The organism is Actinoplanes sp. NPDC048967 (assembly GCF_040649415.1).
Lineage (GTDB): Bacteria > Actinomycetota > Actinomycetes > Mycobacteriales > Micromonosporaceae > Actinoplanes.
The window spans coordinates 236008-253337 of sequence record NZ_JBEZFL010000006.1 but is presented as its reverse complement, the minus strand read 5'-3'; the positions used below and the strand labels follow the sequence as shown (position 1 = coordinate 253337).

General features: G+C 72.6%; 11 protein-coding genes. 1 reads left to right on the top strand and 10 read right to left on the bottom strand.

What is annotated here, in order from left to right; translation table 11 throughout:
* Positions 1 to 288: 288 nt before the first annotated feature.
* The 5 genes from AB0C12_RS26710 to AB0C12_RS26690 all read right to left on the bottom strand — a co-directional run bounded on the left by AB0C12_RS26710 (position 289) and on the right by AB0C12_RS26690 (position 9254).
* Positions 289 to 3009 carry a GNAT family N-acetyltransferase gene (locus AB0C12_RS26710; protein ID WP_360552454.1) on the bottom strand — a complete coding sequence of 907 codons (2721 nt, stop codon included), beginning with the start codon at positions 3007 to 3009 and terminating at the stop codon, positions 289 to 291.
* Positions 3006 to 3893 (bottom strand): universal stress protein, encoded by an 888-nt coding sequence (locus AB0C12_RS26705; RefSeq protein ID WP_360552452.1) that lies wholly within the window; start codon positions 3891 to 3893, stop codon positions 3006 to 3008. The genes AB0C12_RS26710 and AB0C12_RS26705 overlap by 4 nt, the downstream gene beginning before the upstream one ends.
* Before the next feature lie 141 nt (positions 3894 to 4034).
* Positions 4035 to 5756, bottom strand: a complete 1722-nt coding sequence (locus tag AB0C12_RS26700) for a GAF domain-containing sensor histidine kinase (protein WP_360552450.1) — start codon at positions 5754 to 5756, stop codon at positions 4035 to 4037.
* 28 nt (positions 5757 to 5784) lie between these two features.
* On the bottom strand, positions 5785 to 6654 hold the full coding sequence (locus tag AB0C12_RS26695) for a universal stress protein (protein WP_360552448.1): 870 nt from the start codon (positions 6652 to 6654) through the stop codon (positions 5785 to 5787).
* Between the two features lie 71 nt (positions 6655 to 6725).
* Entirely contained in the window at positions 6726 to 9254 is a 2529-nt protein-coding gene (locus AB0C12_RS26690; RefSeq protein WP_360552446.1) for a cation-transporting P-type ATPase, read from the bottom strand.
* A 152-nt stretch (positions 9255 to 9406) separates the two neighbouring features.
* Between AB0C12_RS26690 and AB0C12_RS26685 the strand changes: the two genes are divergently transcribed.
* Positions 9407 to 10051, top strand: coding sequence for a response regulator transcription factor (locus AB0C12_RS26685; RefSeq protein ID WP_360552444.1), 645 nt, complete (start codon positions 9407 to 9409; stop codon positions 10049 to 10051).
* A 3-nt stretch (positions 10052 to 10054) separates the two neighbouring features.
* On the opposite strand, the gene pflA is transcribed toward AB0C12_RS26685, so the two are convergent.
* The 5 genes from pflA to ppdK all read right to left on the bottom strand — a co-directional run bounded on the left by pflA (position 10055) and on the right by ppdK (position 17296).
* Complete coding sequence (gene pflA / locus AB0C12_RS26680) at positions 10055 to 10795, bottom strand: pyruvate formate-lyase-activating protein (RefSeq protein ID WP_360552853.1); 741 nt, start codon at positions 10793 to 10795, stop codon at positions 10055 to 10057.
* 5 nt (positions 10796 to 10800) lie between these two features.
* Complete coding sequence (gene pflB, locus AB0C12_RS26675) at positions 10801 to 13041, bottom strand: formate C-acetyltransferase (protein WP_360552442.1); 2241 nt, start codon at positions 13039 to 13041, stop codon at positions 10801 to 10803.
* A gap of 107 nt (positions 13042 to 13148) precedes the next feature.
* Complete coding sequence (locus tag AB0C12_RS26670) at positions 13149 to 14159, bottom strand: zinc-dependent alcohol dehydrogenase (RefSeq protein ID WP_360552440.1); 1011 nt, start codon at positions 14157 to 14159, stop codon at positions 13149 to 13151.
* 95 nt (positions 14160 to 14254) lie between these two features.
* Positions 14255 to 14620, bottom strand: coding sequence for a hypothetical protein (locus tag AB0C12_RS26665; RefSeq protein WP_360552438.1), 366 nt, complete (start codon positions 14618 to 14620; stop codon positions 14255 to 14257).
* 12 nt (positions 14621 to 14632) lie between these two features.
* Positions 14633 to 17296, bottom strand: coding sequence for a pyruvate, phosphate dikinase (gene ppdK / locus AB0C12_RS26660; protein ID WP_360552436.1), 2664 nt, complete (start codon positions 17294 to 17296; stop codon positions 14633 to 14635).
* Between the last annotated feature and the right edge of the window lie 34 nt (positions 17297 to 17330).

The following is a 17330-nucleotide window of genomic DNA, read 5'->3' as shown; positions in this document are numbered from 1 at the left end:
GGTCTGTGCGCCGATGGCCGCTTCACCGCCATCTGCCAGTACGACCGGGACAGCTTCGACCCGGTCACCCCGGCCTTCGCCGCGGAGGCGCACCCGAGGACCGTCACCGGGCCTGGCCGAGCGTGGCCCGGGCAGAGTGCTCCCGGTGGCCACGGAACCGGCGACCAACGCCATCCGCCCCGGGACCGGCTTCGGCACGCTGCGTCCCGGTCACGACGGTGACGGTCGGGATGTGTCTCGACCCCCGACCGGCTGGTCCGACCACCCGCAACGCACCCGGAGGCGCGGTTACCGCGGGGCCGCGGGCCGTAGCCGGCGCATGGTGGGATCCGGTTCGGCGTCGACCGGTGCGAGCCGCAGCTTCGCGTCCACCGCGACGACTCCGTCCGGGCCGGCGAGCACCGGGTTGAGGTCCAGTTCGGCGACCTCGGGCAGATCTTCGGCCAGGCGGCCCAGCCGCAGCAACAGGTCCTCGAGGGCGGTGGTGTCCACCGATGGCGTGCCCCGGTAGCCGGTCAGGAGCGGCGCGCAGTGCAGACTCCGCCACATCCGGGCGGCGTCGAGATCGGTCAGGGGGACGAGCCGCAGGACACGGTCGTCGAACAGCTCGGTGCGCACGCCGCCCAGACCCAGCAGGACCACCGACCCGAACAGCCGGTCGTGCACCAGACCGGCGAGCAGCTCGACCGGTGCGGAGACCTGCCGCTGCACCAGGACACCACGACCGGGCTGCCCGGCGGCCGCCACGGCGCCGAACTCCCGCGCCACCGCGGCCGCGTCGGCCAGGCTCAACCGGACTCCTCCCGTGTCGCTCTTGTGGACCAGCTCCGGATCCGCGGACTTCAGCACCACCGGATACCCCGCCCGGTCGGCGGCCACGACCGCTTCGCGTGCTGTGTGAGCGGTGGTCGCCGGCAGGATCACGATGCCGTACGCGGCCAGGATCGCCTCCGTACGGTCGTAGGACAGCCAGTGGCCGCCCTCGGCCAGTGCCTCGCGGACCAGGGCGGAGGCCCGTTGCGCGTCCACGTCGCTCAGTTGTGGCCGGCGACCCAGCGGCCGGCGCCGCCACGCGGCGTACGAACTGGCCCGCGCCAGGGCGGCAGCGGCCCGTTCCGGCAGGTCGAAGATCGGCGCTCGACGTTCCCCGAGCGTGACGGCGGCACCGTCGCCGCCGACCAGGACGGCGGCCACGGGCAGGCGCGGATGCCGGTCGGCCACCGGGCCGAGCGCCGCGAGGATTTCGCCGGGGGCGTTGGCGCGGGTGCCGATCACCACGAGCAACAGCGCGTCGGCCTCGCCACTGTCCGCCACGGCGGCGGCAGCGGCGGCGAAGGCAGCCGGCGAGGCACCCGCACCCAGGTCCACCGGGTTGGCCGTGGCGGCCGCCTCGGGGGCCAGCCGGGCCAGCAGGTCCGTGGTGGGCGGACTCAGGCGCGGGACCCGCAGACCGTTGCCCTCCGCGGCGTCCGCCGCCAGCACATTGAGGCCTCCGGCGTTCCCCACGACGGCGAGACGACCGCCGGCCGGCAACGGCTGGCCGGTCAGCATCCGGGCCGCGTCGAGCATCTCACCGAGGCTGTCGGTGCGCACCACGCCGGCTTGATCGAACAGTGCGTCGACTGTGGCCGCGGGAGCCGCCGCCGCGGCCGTGTGGGAGGCGCCGGCGCGCCGGCCGGCCGGCGAACGGCCGCTCTTGAGCGCCAGGACCGGCTTGCGGCGGGCCAGGGCCCGGACGGTACGGGCGAATTTGCGCGGGTTGCCGAAGGACTCCAGGTACAGCGCCACCGCCTGGGTGGCCGGGTCGTCGTGCCAGTACGCGATGAGGTCGTTGCCGCTGACATCGGCCTTGTTCCCCAGCGACACCAGCGTCGAGACACCGTGCCCGTACCGGGTGGCGCTGTCGAGCAACGCGATCGCGACGGCACCCGACTGGGCGGCGACCGCCAGGCCGCCGGGCCGCGGCGCGACGGGCGCGAAGCTGGCGTTGAGCCGTACCGCCGGATCGGTGTTGATCAGCCCGAGGCAGTTCGGGCCGACCACGCGGATGCCCTGGGAGCGTGCCGACACCACGAGGTCGTGCTGACGTTGCCGGCCCTGCGGCCCGTCCTCGCCGAACCCCGCGCTCAGCACCACGACTCCGCGTACACCGATCGATCCGGCATCGGCCAGGACGGCCGGGACCTGGTCCGCGGGCACGGCGACGACGAGCAGATCAATCGGTGCCGGCAACTCGCGGACACTGCGGTGGGCGGGGATGTCGTCCACGGGTGTGCCCGCTCGGTTGACCGCGTACAGGCGGCCGGTGAAGCCGTAGGCCCGGAGGGCCAGCAGTGTCTCGCGGCCGACACCACCGCTGCGGTGCCCGGCTCCCACGACGGCCACGGCGGTGGGGGAGAAGATGGCCCGCAGAGATGCGCGTTCCGCGACACGATCGCGGACGTCGATGGCGAGCTCCGCCGATTCGTCGGTGTCCGTGGTGATGCCGACGTCGACGACGCCGCCGACCAACCGGGTCCGCCCGTGAGGGGTCAGGTCCCGGGCGACCTCGAGCATCCGGACGTTGCCCGGCAGGACCTCGCCCGTCAGTTCGGTGATGCCGTGGCGGTGCGCCTGGGCGCCGAGGTGCTCCAGCAGCAGGGTGCCGATGCCGCGCCCGCGGTGGCGCTCCGCGACGAAGACCGCGAACTCCGCCCGCCGGCCGTCGACGCGTTCGTACGAGGCGACACCGACGGGTGTGCCGGCCAGTACCGCGACGACGGCGACGTTGCTCTCGCTGCCGGGCCGCAGCAACCGGTCGATCTCAGCGCGGAGGGTGGACGATCCGGGAACGATGAAGAACCGCATCCGCAGGCTTTCCGGCGACGCCTCGCCGAACAGGGCGGTGATCCCGGCGCGGTCGCTGTCGCGGGTCGGGCGGATCGTGACGACCGCGCCGTCGGCGGTGAGAACGTCAGCCTCGTCGCCGGCTGGGACCGGCCGCCGGTCGCTGGTGCCGGCTGTGGTCATCGCAGGTCGCCGCCGTCGGGATCCGGCCGGGCGATCAGCACCGGACAGTCCGCGTGGTGCGACAGCTGCATCCCGGTCGAGCCGAGCAGCACACCCGCGATGGTGCCGTGACCGCGGCTGCCGACCACGACCAGCTGAGCGCCGTGGGAGACGCCGGTCAGCACCGCCGCGGCACTGTCGTGCGACACCAGCGCCTCCACCGTGATCTGCGGATACTTCTCTCGCCAGGGCTGAAGCAGACCATTCAGGCGGTCATGCTCGGCGGCGTCCTCCTCAGGGGTGCGGACCTCGGTGGCCGGCACGCCGTCGATCCACAGGGGTACGGCGGGCAGGAAAGTCCGGATGACGACGAGGGCGGAGTCGCGAAGTACGGCAGCCTCGAAGGCGGTCGCCAGGACGAGGCCTGCTGCCGGAGAGTCGTCCACGCCGGCCACCACCGGGCCTTGTCGGGTGTCGCTGCGCCCGCGCACCACCACCACCGGGCCGGGCGCATGGGTGACCAGCCGCTGGCCGACCGATCCGAGCAGGAGGGCCGCGAAACCGCCGTGGCCTCGGTTGCCCACCACGGTGAGCTGGGCGTCCTGGGCCAGCTCGAGCAGGCGTGCGGCGGGTTTGCCCATGAGGGTGTACGGCCGCGTCGGCACGGTGGGGGCGACTGCGCGAGCCTGTTTCTCGGCCTCGGTGACGACGGCCCGGGCGGCGTTCTCGGCCTCCGCCAGGTGGACGTCGCCGGGTCCGAACCGGGCGGCGTACCACTGCCAGCCGAAGACGTGAGCGATGCGCAGCGGCAGCTCGCGGCGCTGCGCCTCCTGGGCCGCCCACCGAACCGCGGCGTGACCGGCCGCCGAGCCGTCGGTGCCCACCAGGATCTCGTCGTTGCCCATCGTGGGTCCTCTCTGCCACTTTCTTTCAGCGTCGACCCGATGGACGCCTCCTGGCAGGGCGGCCCGGCCCGGTCGTGGGGGCCGAACGCCCTGTTGTCGCCCCGGGCCGCACAGATGACAGTGCGCAGATCCGGCGCGTGGTCAGCCGGTGATCGGAACCTGCCACCGCACCGTCGTGCCGCCGGCGACGCCCGGCCCGACCTCGAAGGTCCCGCCGAGGTCGTGGGCCCGTTCCCCCATGTTGACGACACCGCCGCGGGCGCGACCGGGGTCGATGCCGACGCCGTCGTCCTCGACGATCAGCACGACGGAGCTCTCGGTGGCGCGTACCGACACCCGGGCCGTGGTCGCGTCCGCGTGCCGGGCGACGTTGGCGAGGGCCTCGCGCACCACGGCCAGGATCTCCGGCGCGACATCGTCGGGCACGGCGCTGTCGACCGGGCCGGAGACGTCGAGCACCGGGCGGAAGCCGAGTGTGCCCGCCGCGGCCTCGACGGCGTCGCGCAGCTCGGTGCGCAGGGTGGTGCCGGCCGGAGCGCGAAGTTCGAAGATCGAGCGTCGGATGTCACGGATCGTGGCGTCGAGGTCGTCGACGGCGGCGTTGATCCGCTTGGCGGTGTCGGGACGGACGGTCGGCGCGGCGATCGCCTGCAGTTGCATCCCGGTGGCGAACAGTCGCTGGATGACCACGTCGTGCAGGTCCCGGGCGATCCGCTCGCGGTCCTCGAGCACGACGAGCAGTTCCCGTTCGTCCTGGGCGCGGGCCCGTTCCAGCGCGAGGGCGGCCTGACCGGCGAAACTGGACAGCATGGTGGCGTCGTCCGCCGGGTGCGTGGCGCGCCCGGCCCGGTGCGCGACGATGAGGACGCCGTGCAGGGTGTCGCCGGCCGTCAACGGCGCCGCCAGGGCCGGACCGTCCGGCACCGCGCCGGGCCACTCGGCGGCGGCCCGCAGATTCTCGACCAACCGGAAGGTCTCCTGGCCGAAGACCCGCACCGTTTCGTCGTCCACCGGCAGCGTCCGGCCGACCAGCTCCGCCGCGGCCGCGTCGCTGCTCTCGGCCACCTCGATGGCGTACCGGTGGGCGTCCACGTCGTACAGCAGCACGAGCACCAGGTCGGCCTCGGACACCTCCCGGGCCCGGCGGGCGATCAGTCGCAGCGCTTCGGTGCGCCGCACCGTGCCCAGCAGCACGGACGTGATCTCCGCGGTGGCGGCGAGCCACCGTTCCCGGCGCCGGGCGAGCGCGAACAGCCGGGCGTTGTCGATGGCGACCCCGGCCGCGGCGGCCAGCGCGCCGACGATCTCCTCGTCGTCGTCGCTGAACTCGGCGGCGCCCTGCTTCTCGGCGAGATACAGGTTGCCGAAGATCTGGTCGCGGGTGCGCACCGGTACGCCGAGGAAGCTGTGCATGGGCGGGTGGTGCGGCGGGAAGCCGAACGAGCGCGGATGCCGGGTGATGTCAGGCATCCGCACCGGTCGTGGGTCGGTGATCAGCAGGCCGAGCACACCGCGGCCGCGGGGAAGGTCGCCGATCTCGGCATGGGTGCGCGGGTCGATGCCGAAGGTGATGAAGTCGGACAGCAGCTGGTCGTCGCCGAGCACGCCGAGGGCGCCGTACCGCGCGCCGACGAGGGCGCACGCCGACTCCACGATCCGTTGCAGCGTGCTGCGCAGGTCGAGGTCGGTGCTGATGCCGACCACGGCGTCGAGCAGGGCCCGCAGCCGCTCCCGGCTGGTCACGACGTCGCCGACGCGATCGAGCAACTCCTGCAGCAGCTCGTCGAGCCGGACCCGCGAGAGCGGGCCCAGCCCGAGCGACGGTGGATCGTGACGTCCGTCCGTGAGGTGGTCGGCGGCCATGAGCTGATGCTAACGGCCATCGGCGTGATCAGGCGCCGGGCAGTTCGCGGACGACGGCGACGGTGCAGGCGGAGTGGTGCAGCAGGTGCTGACTCACCGAACCGAGCAGCATGCCGCGGACGGCGCCGCGTCCACGGGTGCCCACGACGAGCAGCTGGGCGGTCGTGCTGGCCAGGGCCAGGGCGTTGGCCGGGTGGTCCACCACGGCCTCGGCACTGATCTCCAGCTGGGGATACTTGTCGTGCCAGCCGGCGACGAGCTCATCCAGAGGACGTCGCTCCTCGGCCGTGACGGTGCGGGCGACCAACGGGCTGTCCTCCCAGATGCCGGTGATCGGCCGCCAGGTGCGGATCACCCGCAGCGGTACGCCGCGCGCCGCGGCCTGCTCGACCGCGAAGTCGAGCGCGAGGTGTGCCGAGGGCGAGTCGTCCACGCCGACCACCACCGGCCGGGTCGGCGCGGCGTCGCCACGGACCACGATCACCGGGCAGTGGGCGTGCGCGCTGACGGCGACACTGACCGAGCCGAGCAGACCGGCCACGGCACTGTTTCCGCGGCTGCCCACGACGATCAGACGGGCGTCGGCGGAGCGCTCGATCAGCGTCAGCGCGGTGCTGGCCCGGACGATGGAGATCTCGGTGCGGACGCCGGGATGGGTCTGCTTCGCCGCGGTGACGGCCTCGTGCAGACGACCCTTGATGGCCCGGTCGGTCTCGCCGTCCGGCCAGACCGCGGGGGCGGGAATGGTCGATGCCGCCGGCGCCCATTCCGGCCACTCGTAGGCGTAGAAGAATTCGACCAGGGCACCGGTACGGGCGGCCTCGTCGAGCGCCCAGCTCGCGGCGGCCCGGGAATCGGCTGACCGGTCGTAGCCGACGATGATTCTGTTGGCGGTCATGGCGGTACTCCTCTGCAAAGTTCCTGCCCTCATCGTCGGCTCCGTCGATGCCTGCCCGTCAGGGCCGTAAGTCACGTGTCGGCGGGCCGCCGGACGCTCCAGAGGGTGGTGAGGCGCAACGCCGCACCCGGCACCAGCGAGACGGCCGCGCAGGCCGACAGCTCCGCCAGGGTCAGCGACTCGGTGCCCAGCAGACTCTGCAACGGCGCGAGGAGCACGCCGGCGATCTGCAGGACCGCCGAGGCCGCCACAGCGCCCAGCAGTGACCAGTTGCGTTTGGTGCCGGGTCCCGGAGTGGCCCGGACGGCCAGCGCGACGCCCAGCTGAGCCAGGCCGAGCACGACGAACATGACGGACTGCCACGGCCGGTCGAGCTGGTGGGCCGTCACGCCGGCGGCCAGCACGACCGCCGCGACGCACAGTCCGCCGAGCAGGACGCTGCGCAGCAATCCGTCGCCGAGGACGGACTCCTGTGGTGACCGCGGACGGCGGCGCAGTACCCCGGCCTCGGCGGGCTCGGCCCCCATCGCGACGCCCGGGATGCCGTGCGTCAGCAGATTGACCCAGAGCAACTGGCCGGGCAACAGCGGCAGGGGCATGCCGAGGAACGGCCCGGCCAGCATCACGAGCAGCTCGGCGATGCCACCCGACAGCGCGTAGCGCAGGAACCGGCGGATGTTGTCGTAGATCCGCCGGCCCTCGCCGATCGCGGTCGCGACGGTGCCCAGGTTGTCGTCGACCAGCACGAGTTCGGCCGCCTGCCGGGCCACCTCGGTGCCGCCACCCATCGCCACGCCGATGTCGGCCCGTCGCAGCGCGGGCGCGTCGTTGACCCCGTCACCGGTCATCGCGACCACGTCACCGCGCCGCTGCAACTCGGCGATGATGTCCAGCTTCTGTTCCGGCTGGATGCGGGCGTACACCCGGGCCCGGTCGATGTCGTCCGCGGTGAGCGGTCCCAGGTCGCCGCGGGCGACCGGATCGCCGGGGGCGAGGATCCCGAGCTGGGCGCCGATCGCGGCAGCGGTCGCCGGATGATCACCGGTGATGAGGACCAGGCGAACGCCGGCCGCCTCGAACGCCGCGGCGGTGTCGCGCGCGGTGTCCCGCAGAGGGTCGCCGATACCCACCAGTCCCATGACGCGCAGGGCCGGGGGATCAGCCGGATCGGGCAGCGTCGGCACGGTGGCGGCGCTGATCGCGAGCACCCGCAGGCCGTCCGTCGCGAGTTCCGCTGCCGCGTCGAGCAGCATCGAATCCGGGCCGGCGTCGAGCAGGCTCTCCGGCGCCCCCTTGGACACCACCAGGAAGGCGCCGTCGCTCAGGGCGTGCACGGTCGTCATCCGCCTGGTGGCCTGGTCGAACGGGTGCTCCGCGAGGCGCGGGACGCGTGTCCGCTCCGATGCGGGGTCGAGTCGGCACCGGGCGGCGAGCGTGACGAGAGCGGCTTCCATCGGGTCACCGGCGGCCGTCCAGTCCGTCCGGTCGCCGGCCGGCGCGATCAGCTCGGCGTCGTTGCAGAGCAGGCCCGCTCGCGCGAGGTCGCGCAGATCGTCGGTGGCCGGCACGGGTTCGCCGTCGCGCCGGACCTCGCCGTCGGGGGAGTAACCGGTGCCCGAGACGGTGTACCGGGTGCCGTCCGCGGTGACGGCCTGCTGCACCGACATCCGGTTCTGGGTCAAGGTGCCGGTCTTGTCCGAGGCGATCACCGTCACCGACCCGAGGGTCTCGACGGCGTGCAGCCGGCGCGGGATGGCCCGGGTACGGGCCATCCGCCGGGCGCCCAGGGCCAGGGCCAGCGTGACGACGGCCGGCAGCGACTCGGGCACGGCGGCGACCACCAGGCTCACGGCCGTGATGGCCATCCGGGCGACGGGTTCGCCGGCCAGCACGCCGAGAGCGAAGACGACTGCGGAGACGGCGACGGCGGTGCCACCCAGTACCCGGCCGAGAGCGGCGAGCCGTTGCTGAAGCGGGGTCGGACCGGGTCTCGTCCGGGCCACGAGCGCCGAGATCCGGCCCAGCGAACTCGCCGCCCCGGTGCGCACGACCAGACCGGTCGCCCGGCCGGAGGTCAGCACTGTCCCGGCGCCGGCCTCGTCACCCGCCCGCCGATGCACCGGGACCGACTCGCCGGTCAGCGCCGACTCGTCGAAACTTGCGCGTTGCCCGTCGGCGAGGTCCAGATCAGCGGGCACGATGTCACCCGCCTCCAACCGGACCAGGTCGCCGCGCACCAGCCGCGCCGCGGGAAGGATCTGGTCGGCGCCGTCGCGGACCACCCGGGCCGTCGGCGCGGCGAGCTGATCGAGCGCGGCGATGGCCCGGTCCGCCCGGACCTCCTGGACGACCCCGATCAGGGTGTTCACGGTGACGACCAGCAGGATCACCGCGGTGTCGGGCAGATCGTCCAGCAGGGCGGTGACGACCGCGGCCACCAGGAGCAGCGCGATGAGCGGATCGGCCAGCTGACGCCCGACCCGGGCCACCAGGGGGCGGGGAGCGGGCGCGCTAACGGTGTTGGGGCCGTCGCCGGCCAGCCGGGCGGCGGCTTCCGCGCTGGTCAGGCCGCGGGTCGCGGTGGCCGTGCTGCTGTCCACGATCGGCTCCTTCGCCTCGGTCGGGCCTCGCACCTCCAGGCTGCGCGGATCAGTCCCACGGCAGCAGGGCCGTTGGACCCGGTTGACCGGGTCTGCCGGCAGAGGTGACCCTGGCCTTGGCACCCGGCGCGCGGGTGGGTATGAAGTGAGGCATGATTCGTGTCTTCCTGCTCGACGACCACGAGGTGGTCCGGCGTGGCCTCGTCGACCTGCTCCAGGCCACCGGTGACATCGAGGTGGTGGGCGAGTCGGGCTCCGCGCAGGAGGCGACCCGGCGGATCCCGGCGCTGCGGCCGGACGTGGCGATCCTCGACGGCCGGCTGCCCGACGGCAGTGGCATCGACGTGTGCCGTGACGTGCGGGCGGTGGATTCGTCGATCAAGGGGCTGATCCTGACCTCGTACGAGGACGACGAGGCGCTGTTCGCGGCGATCATGGCCGGTGCCGCCGGTTATGTGCTCAAGCAGATCCGTGGCACGGACCTGGTCGACGGCATCCGCCGGGTCGCGGCCGGCCAGTCGCTGCTCGATCCGGTGGTGACCCAGCGGGTCCTCGAACGGATCCGGCACGGGGTCGAGCAACCCCGGGAGCTGGCTGCGCTGACCGATCAGGAGCGGCGGATCCTCGAGTTCGTGGCGGAGGGGCTGACCAACCGGGAGATCGCGGGCCGGATGTTCCTGGCGGAGAAGACCATCAAGAACTACGTCTCCAGTCTGCTGGCCAAGCTGGGCCTGGAGCGGCGTACGCAGGCCGCGGTCCTGGCGACGAAGCTGCTCGGCGACCACCCGCACGCCTGATCCTCAGTACGCCGCCAGTCCGCGGGCCCGGAACCGGCCGCGGACCCGGTCGATCAGCTCGGAGCCGGGCGGCTCGGTGCCGGCCAGCGGGAAGTTGATGCCCAGGGCCGCGTACTTGGCCGCGCCGAGGCGGTGGAACGGCAGCACCTCGACTCGTTCGACGGTCGGCAGGCCGGCCACGATGTCGGCCACCGCTTCCACGTTCGCCGGGTCGTCGGTGAGCCCCGGCACCAGCACGAAGCGGACCCAGATCGGGATGCCGCGCTCGGCGAGTCGATGCGCGAAGCGGACCGTCGGTTCGAGCCGGCCGGTCCCGGTCACCGCGTGGTAGGTGTCCTCGTCGCCCGACTTGATGTCGAGCAGCACCAGGTCGACGGCGTCCAGCAGGGCGTCGTCGGCCCGGTCGCCGTAGAAGCCGCTGGTGTCCAGGGCGGTGTGCAGGCCCAGCTCCTTGCACCGGGTCAGCACCGAGCGGACGAAACCGGGCTGCTGCAACGGTTCGCCGCCGCTGAGCGTGACTCCGCCGCCGGCGACCTTGATGAAGCGCTCGTAGCGGCGGATCTCGGTGACGAGGTCGTCGACGGTGGTCGGCCGGCCGTTGCGCTGGAACCAGGTGTCGGGGCTGTGGCAGTACTGGCAGCGCAGCGGGCAGCCGGCCAGGAACGCGACGAAGCGCGTGCCGGGTCCGTCCACTCCCGTCGAGACGTCGAAGGAGTGGACGGAGCCGGTCAGCGGCGCGGCCATGGTGGTCACAGCGAACCGTGGAAGGTCCGGGAGATCACGTCGTGCTGTTGCTCGCGCGTCAGCCGGACGAAGTTGACCGCGTACCCGGACACCCGGATGGTCAGCTGCGGGTACTTCTCCGGGTGGGCCATGGCGTCCTCCAGGGTGGCCCGGTCCAGCACGTTGACGTTGAGGTGGAATCCACCCGCGTCGGTGTAACCGTCGAGCACCCCGGCCAGGTTGGCGATCCGCTCGTCGCGGCTGTGCCCCAGGCCGTCGGGGGTCACGGTGGTGGTCAGCGAGATGCCGTCGCGGGCGCACCGGTACGGCAGCTTGGCCACCGACAGCGCGGCGGCGACCAGGCCGTGCCGGTCGCGGCCGTTCATCGGGTTGGCGCCCGGCGCGAACGGTTCGCCGGTACGCCGCCCGTCCGGGGTGTTGCCGGTGTGCTTGCCGTAGACGACGTTCGACGTGATCGTCAGGACCGACAGGCTGGGCTCGGCGCCGCGGTACGCCGGCTGGCGGCGGATCTTGGCCATGAACCGCTCGACCAGGTCGACGGCGATGGCATCGGCGCGGTCGTCGTTGTTGCCGAACGTCGGGAAATCGCCGTCGACGGCGTAGTCCACGACCAGGCCGGACGTGTCCCGCAGGGTCTTGACCTGGGCGTACTTGATCGCGGAGAGGCTGTCGGCGGCCACCGAGAGCCCGGCGATGCCGGTGGCCAGGAAACGGTGCACCGGGTAGTCGTGCAGGGCCATCTCGAGGCGCTCGTATGCGTACTTGTCGTGCATGTAGTGGATGACGTCGAGGGCGTCCACGTACGTCTCGGCCAGCCAGTCGAGGGTCCGGTCGAAGGCGGCGAGCACCTCGTCGTAGTCGAGCACGTCGCCGGTGACGGGCGGACTCGGCGGGGCCACCTGGTCGCCGCTGATCTCGTCGCGGCCGCCGTTGATCGCGTACAGCAGGGTCTTGGCCAGGTTGGCCCGGGCGCCGAAGAACTGCATGTCCTTGCCGACCCGCATGGCCGACACGCAGCACGCGATCGCGGTGTCGTCACTGTAGTCGGGGCGCAGCAGGTCGTCGTTCTCGTACTGGATGGAGCTGGTGTCGATCGAGACCTGGGCGCAGAACCTCTTGAAGCCCTCGGGCAGGGCCGGCGACCACAGCACGGTCAGGTTCGGCTCCGGCGCGGGCCCGAGGTTGTACAGCGTCTGCAGGTACCGGAAGCTGGTGCGGGTCACCAGCGGCCGGCCGTCGGCGCCGGTTCCGCCGATCGCCTCGGTGACCCAGGTCGGGTCGCCGGAGAACAGCTGGTCGTAGTCCGGGGTCCGCAGGAAGCGGATGATCCGCAGCTTGATCACGAAGTCGTCGATCAGCTCCTGCGCGGCGGACTCGGTCAGCGTGCCCTCGTCGAGGTCGCGTTGCAGGTAGACGTCCAGGAACGTCGAGGTGCGGCCCAGGGACATGGCCGCGCCGTTCTGCTCCTTGGTCGCGCCCAGGTAGGCGAAGTACAGCCACTGGATCGCCTCACGGCCGGTCGTCGCGGGGCGGGAGATGTCGGAGCCGTACGCGGCGGCCATGGTCTTGAGCTCGCCCAGGGCGCGGATCTGCTCGGCCAGCTCCTCCCGGTCGCGGATGACGTCCTCACTCGACAACCGGCCGTCCAGCGTTGCTTTGCGCTCCTGGCGTTCGGCGATGAGGCGGTCGACGCCGTACAGGGCGACGCGGCGGTAGTCACCGATGATCCGGCCCCGGCCGTATGCGTCGGGCAACCCGGTGATGATGTGCGATCGCCGGGCGGCCAGCACGTCCGCCGGGTACGCGTCGAAGACCCCGTCGTTGTGGGTCTTGCGGTAGCGGGAGTAGATCGCGTGCACCGCCGGGTCGAGCGCGTACCCGTAGGCCTTGAGCCCGGCCTCGACCATCCGCAGGCCGCCCGCCGGCATGATGGCCCGCCGCAGCGGCGCGCTGGTCTGCAGCCCGACGATCAGCTCGTGGGAGCGGTCGATGTAGCCGGGCTCGTGCGCGGTGATGGTCGACGGAGTGTGCGTGTCGACGTCGTAGATGCCGCGCTTGCGTTCCTCGACGAACATCCGCTGCAGTTCCCGCCAGAGCCGTTCGGTGCGGGGCGTCGGCCCGGTCAGGAATTCCGCGTCGCCGGTGTAGGGCGTGACGTTGTCGTGGATGAAACCGCCGACATCGATCGTCTCCTGCCAGCCCGTACCCGTGAATCCACGCCAGGCATCTCTGCGTTCCTGCACCATGACTCCTCCTCGTCTTCTTCTCTCAGCCTCGCCGGTGACGGCGGGCCCGGGCAGGGCCGGAGGTCCCGGGAGGTGGGGCCGCCCGGGACCTCCGGCGGGGGAGCCGGCTACGGCAGCAGCACCAGGCGGGCGGGGACCCGGCTGGCCAGCACGTCCTCGATGGAGGCGTTGATGTCGTCGAGCCGGCGGGCTTCGTACAGGACCTGGGTGCGCCCGGCGGCGTGCAGCCGGAACACCTCGGCCAGGTCGGCCCGGGTGCCGACGATCGAGCCGATCACCCGGATCCCCTTCAGCACGGTCTGGAAGATCGGCAGCGACATCGCGTTGTCCTTGGGCAGCGACACCAGCACCAGCCGGCCGCCGCGGCGCAGCGACGCGTGGGCCTGCTCGATGACCCGCGGGTCGGCGGCTAGTACCACGGCCACGTCCGCCCCGCCCAGCGCCTCGATGGCCGCGACCGGGTCGGTGCTGGCAGCGTTGACCACGTGCGCCGCGCCCAGGCTCTTGGCCAGCGCGAGCTTCTCCTCGGTCACGTCCACGGCGATGGTCTCGCCGCCGAAGATCTGCGCGTACTGCTGGGCCAGGTGCCCGAGCCCGCCGATGCCGAAGATCGCCACCCGGTCGCCGGGGGTCACCCCTCCGACCTTGACCGCCTTGTACGTGGTCACGCCGGCACAGGTCAGCGGCGCAGCCTCGGCCGGGTCGATACCAGCCGGCACCGCCACGACGTAGCGGGCGTCGGCGACGGCGAACTCGGCGTGCCCGCCGTCGACGGCGTAGCCGGTGTTGAGCTGCGACTCGCACAGCGTCTCCCAGCCGGTGACGCAGTACTCGCAGGTGCCGCACGCGTGGCCCAGCCACGGGATCGCGACCCGGTCACCGACGGCGTGCGCGGTGACGTCCGCCCCGAGCCGCTCGACGATGCCGACGCCCTCGTGGCCCGGGATGAACGGCGGGGTGGGCTTGACCGGCCAGTCGCCGCGGGCGGCGTGGATGTCGGTGTGGCAGAGCCCGCTGGCCTCGATCCGGACCAGCACCTGCCCGGCCGCCGGCTCCGGCGTGAGCACTTCCTTGACTTCGAGGGGCTGGTCGAAGCCGGTGACAACCGCTGCGCGCATGACGTCTTTCCCTTCCATTTGATCTTGGTTTGAGTCTGCCCGCGCGCGGCCGGTCGGTGGCAGGGCCGTTGGACCCTGCCCCGGCGGGGCTTGCGTCAGCGTTGCGGCACGAGGCGACGTGCCCTGAGCAGGCGGGCCCACCAGGGCCGAGGGGTGCCGGAGCGCAGCGGCGGCAGCGCGGTGCGCTTGATGCTGACCCAGCCGCCCGGGCCCATGGTGACCGCGCCGATGTCCGGCCGCCGGCGGCCGGCCGCGATGACCACGGCGACGGCCATGGTCGCGGCGCCGGCGGCCGCGAGGGCCGCGCCGGCCAGCCGCGTCACGTCGACGACCGGCCGGAAGGTGGCACCGTCGGGACCGACGATCCAGGCGCCGACCGGTCGTTCGCCGTCGGCCACGGGCAGCACGGTCACCGGGGTCGGTGGTGCGGCAGCGGCCCGGCCGTCGAGGGTGGTGGTCATGACAGATGCTCCTTATCTGCTGTCCGAGGTTGTCGCCGTGCACGCCGCGCGACCCGCTTCCAGCCGCGCCACCGGAACGCGGAACGGCGAGCAGGACACGTAGTCGAGGCCGGCCCGGTGGAAGAACCGCACGGAAGCGGGATCGCCGCCGTGTTCGCCACAGACGCCGACCGTCAGGTCCGGCCGGGCCGCGCGGCCGCGTTCGACGGCGATGCGGACCAGCTCGCCGACTCCGCCGCTGTCGATCGTCTCGAACGGGGACGCGGCGAAGATGCCGAGCGCCAGGTAGCGGCCGAAGAACGCGCCTTCGACGTCGTCGCGCGAGAAGCCCCAGGTCATCTGGGTGAGATCGTTGGTGCCGAAGGAGAAGAACTCCGCGGCGTGCGCGATCTCGCCGGCGGTCAGGGCGGCCCGGGGCACCTCGATCATCGTGCCGATCCGGATCCTCGGGATGCCGTCGATGCTGTGCAGCACGGACTCGGCTTCCGCCCGTACCGTCTCGAGCTCCTGCACGGCGCCGACCAGCGGCACCATGATCTCGGGCCGTGGGTCGCCACCGGCGGCCACGCGCAGCGCCGCCGCCTCGGCGATCGCCCGTACCTGCATCGCGAACAGGCCGGGGATGACCAGGCCCAGCCGCACGCCGCGCAGGCCGAGCATCGGGTTGGACTCGTGCATCCGGCGCACGGCGGCCAGCAGCACACCGTCGTGGCCCGGGTCCTCGCCCAGCGCCTCGGCGCGGGCGACACGGGCGGTCAGATCCTCCAGCGCCGGCAGGAACTCGTGCAGCGGCGGGTCGATGAGCCGTACGGTGACCGGCAGTCCGTCCATCGCCTCGAACAGCTCGACGAAGTCGGCCCGTTGCAGCGGCAGCAGGGCGGACAGGGCCGCGTCCCGCTCGATGTCGTCGCCGGCCAGGATGAGCCGTTCCACCAGCTCACGCCGCTCGCCGAGGAACATGTGCTCGGTGCGGCACAGTCCGACGCCGGTGGCCCCGAACCTGCGGGCCCGGGCGGCGTCCGTCCCGGTGTCGGCGTTGGCGTGCACGCCGAGGCGCCGGACGTGGTCGGCGTGCGTCATCAGCCGTTGCACCGCCGCCAGCAGCGGGTCGTCGGCCGGCGACAGCTCACCCTCGAAGTACCGGACCACGGGGGAGGGGTGCACCGGCACGGCACCCGGGTACACCCGGCCGGACGTACCGTCCAGCGACAGCACATCGCCGGCGTGCAGCACCGTGCCGTTCACGGTGACGGTCTCCGCCGCCAGGTCGATGCGCAGCTCGTCGGCGCCGCAGACGCAGGTCTTGCCCATGCCGCGGGCCACCACGGCGGCGTGCGAGGTCTTGCCGCCCCGGCTGGTCAGGATGCCCTGAGCGGCGATCATGCCGGGCAGGTCGTCGGGGTTGGTCTCCGGGCGCACCAGGATCACCGGGTGATCCGCGGCGGCCGCGTGCGCGGAGTCGAAGACGATCGCGCCGACAGCCGCGCCGGGCGAGGCCGGAACACCGGTGGTCAGCGGGGCCGGGGCGGCGGAGGTGTCGAAGCTGGGGAACATCAGCTGCGCCAGCTGCTCCCCGGACACCCGCTGCAGGGCCTCATCGAGCGTGATGGTGCCCTCGTCGACCAGCTGCGCCGCGATCACGAACGCGGCGGCCGCCGTCCGCTTGCCCACCCGGGTCTGCAGCATCCACAGCCGGCCGCGCTCGATGGTGAACTCGATGTCGCACAGGTCGCGGTAGCGCTGCTCCAGCCGTTCCATGACCGACAACAGCTTGCGGTAGCTCGGCGGGTCGAGCTCGGCGAGCTCGTGCAGTCCCACGGTGTTGCGGATCCCGGCGACCACGTCCTCACCCTGGGCGTTGGACAGGTAGTCGCCGTAGGCGCCGCGCCGGCCGGTGGCCGGGTCCCGGGTGAAGGCGACGCCGGTGCCGGAGTCCGGCCCCCGGTTGCCGAACACCATGGCCATCACGTTGACCGCGGTGCCGAGATCCTGCGGGATGCGCTCCTGCCGGCGGTACAGCACGGCGCGTTCGGCGTTCCAGGACTGGAAGACCGACGTGATGGCCAGGAACAGCTGCTCGTGCGGCGCCTGCGGGAAGTCCCGGCCGGTGTGGGCCTGGAAGACCTTCTTGTACGCCTGCACGAGGTCCTGCAACTGCGCGACCGGGAGCTCGGCGTCGGACACGGCGCCCGCCCCGGCCCGGGCTGAGGCCAGCTCGGATTCGAAGTCCTCACCGGGCACGCCGAACACGGTCCGGCCGAACATCTGGATGAGCCGCCGGTACGAGTCCCAGGCGAACCGCTCGTCGCCGCTCTGCGCGGCCAGGCCGACCACACTGGAATCGGTCAGACCGATGTCCAGGATCGTCTCCATCATGCCGGGCATCGAGAACTTGCCGCCCGAGCGGACCGACAGCAGCAGTGGATTCCGCGGGTCACCCAGGTCCTTCCCCATCCGCGCCTCGACCAGCCGTAGATGCTCCTGCACCTCGGCGAAGAGCCCGTCCGGGACCGCCCCGGTCCGGAGATAGGCGCGGCAGGCCTCGGTGGTGATGGTGAAACCGGGTGGCACCGGCATCCCCATCCGGGTCATCTCGGCGAGGTTGGCACCCTTGCCGCCGAGCAGATCCTTGAGGTCCTTGTTGCCCTCCGCGAAGTCGTAGACGTACCTGGCCATCCGGCTCACCCTCATCCGCTCGTGCGTTCGTCCT

Bases quoted from the DNA above. Each gene is read 5' to 3' on its own strand.
- AB0C12_RS26710 (WP_360552454.1), bottom strand. From the start codon at position 3,009: ATGACCACAGCCGGCACCAGCGACCGGCGGCCGGTCCCAGCCGGCGAC.
- AB0C12_RS26705 (WP_360552452.1), bottom strand. From the start codon at position 3,893: ATGGGCAACGACGAGATCCTGGTGGGCACCGACGGCTCGGCGGCCGGT.
- AB0C12_RS26700 (WP_360552450.1), bottom strand. From the start codon at position 5,756: ATGGCCGCCGACCACCTCACGGACGGACGTCACGATCCACCGTCGCTC.
- AB0C12_RS26695 (WP_360552448.1), bottom strand. From the start codon at position 6,654: ATGACCGCCAACAGAATCATCGTCGGCTACGACCGGTCAGCCGATTCC.
- AB0C12_RS26685 (WP_360552444.1), top strand. From the start codon at position 9,407: ATGATTCGTGTCTTCCTGCTCGACGACCACGAGGTGGTCCGGCGTGGC.
- pflA (WP_360552853.1), bottom strand. From the start codon at position 10,795: ATGGCCGCGCCGCTGACCGGCTCCGTCCACTCCTTCGACGTCTCGACG.
- pflB (WP_360552442.1), bottom strand. From the start codon at position 13,041: ATGGTGCAGGAACGCAGAGATGCCTGGCGTGGATTCACGGGTACGGGC.
- AB0C12_RS26670 (WP_360552440.1), bottom strand. From the start codon at position 14,159: ATGCGCGCAGCGGTTGTCACCGGCTTCGACCAGCCCCTCGAAGTCAAG.
- AB0C12_RS26665 (WP_360552438.1), bottom strand. From the start codon at position 14,620: ATGACCACCACCCTCGACGGCCGGGCCGCTGCCGCACCACCGACCCCG.
- ppdK (WP_360552436.1), bottom strand. From the start codon at position 17,296: ATGGCCAGGTACGTCTACGACTTCGCGGAGGGCAACAAGGACCTCAAG.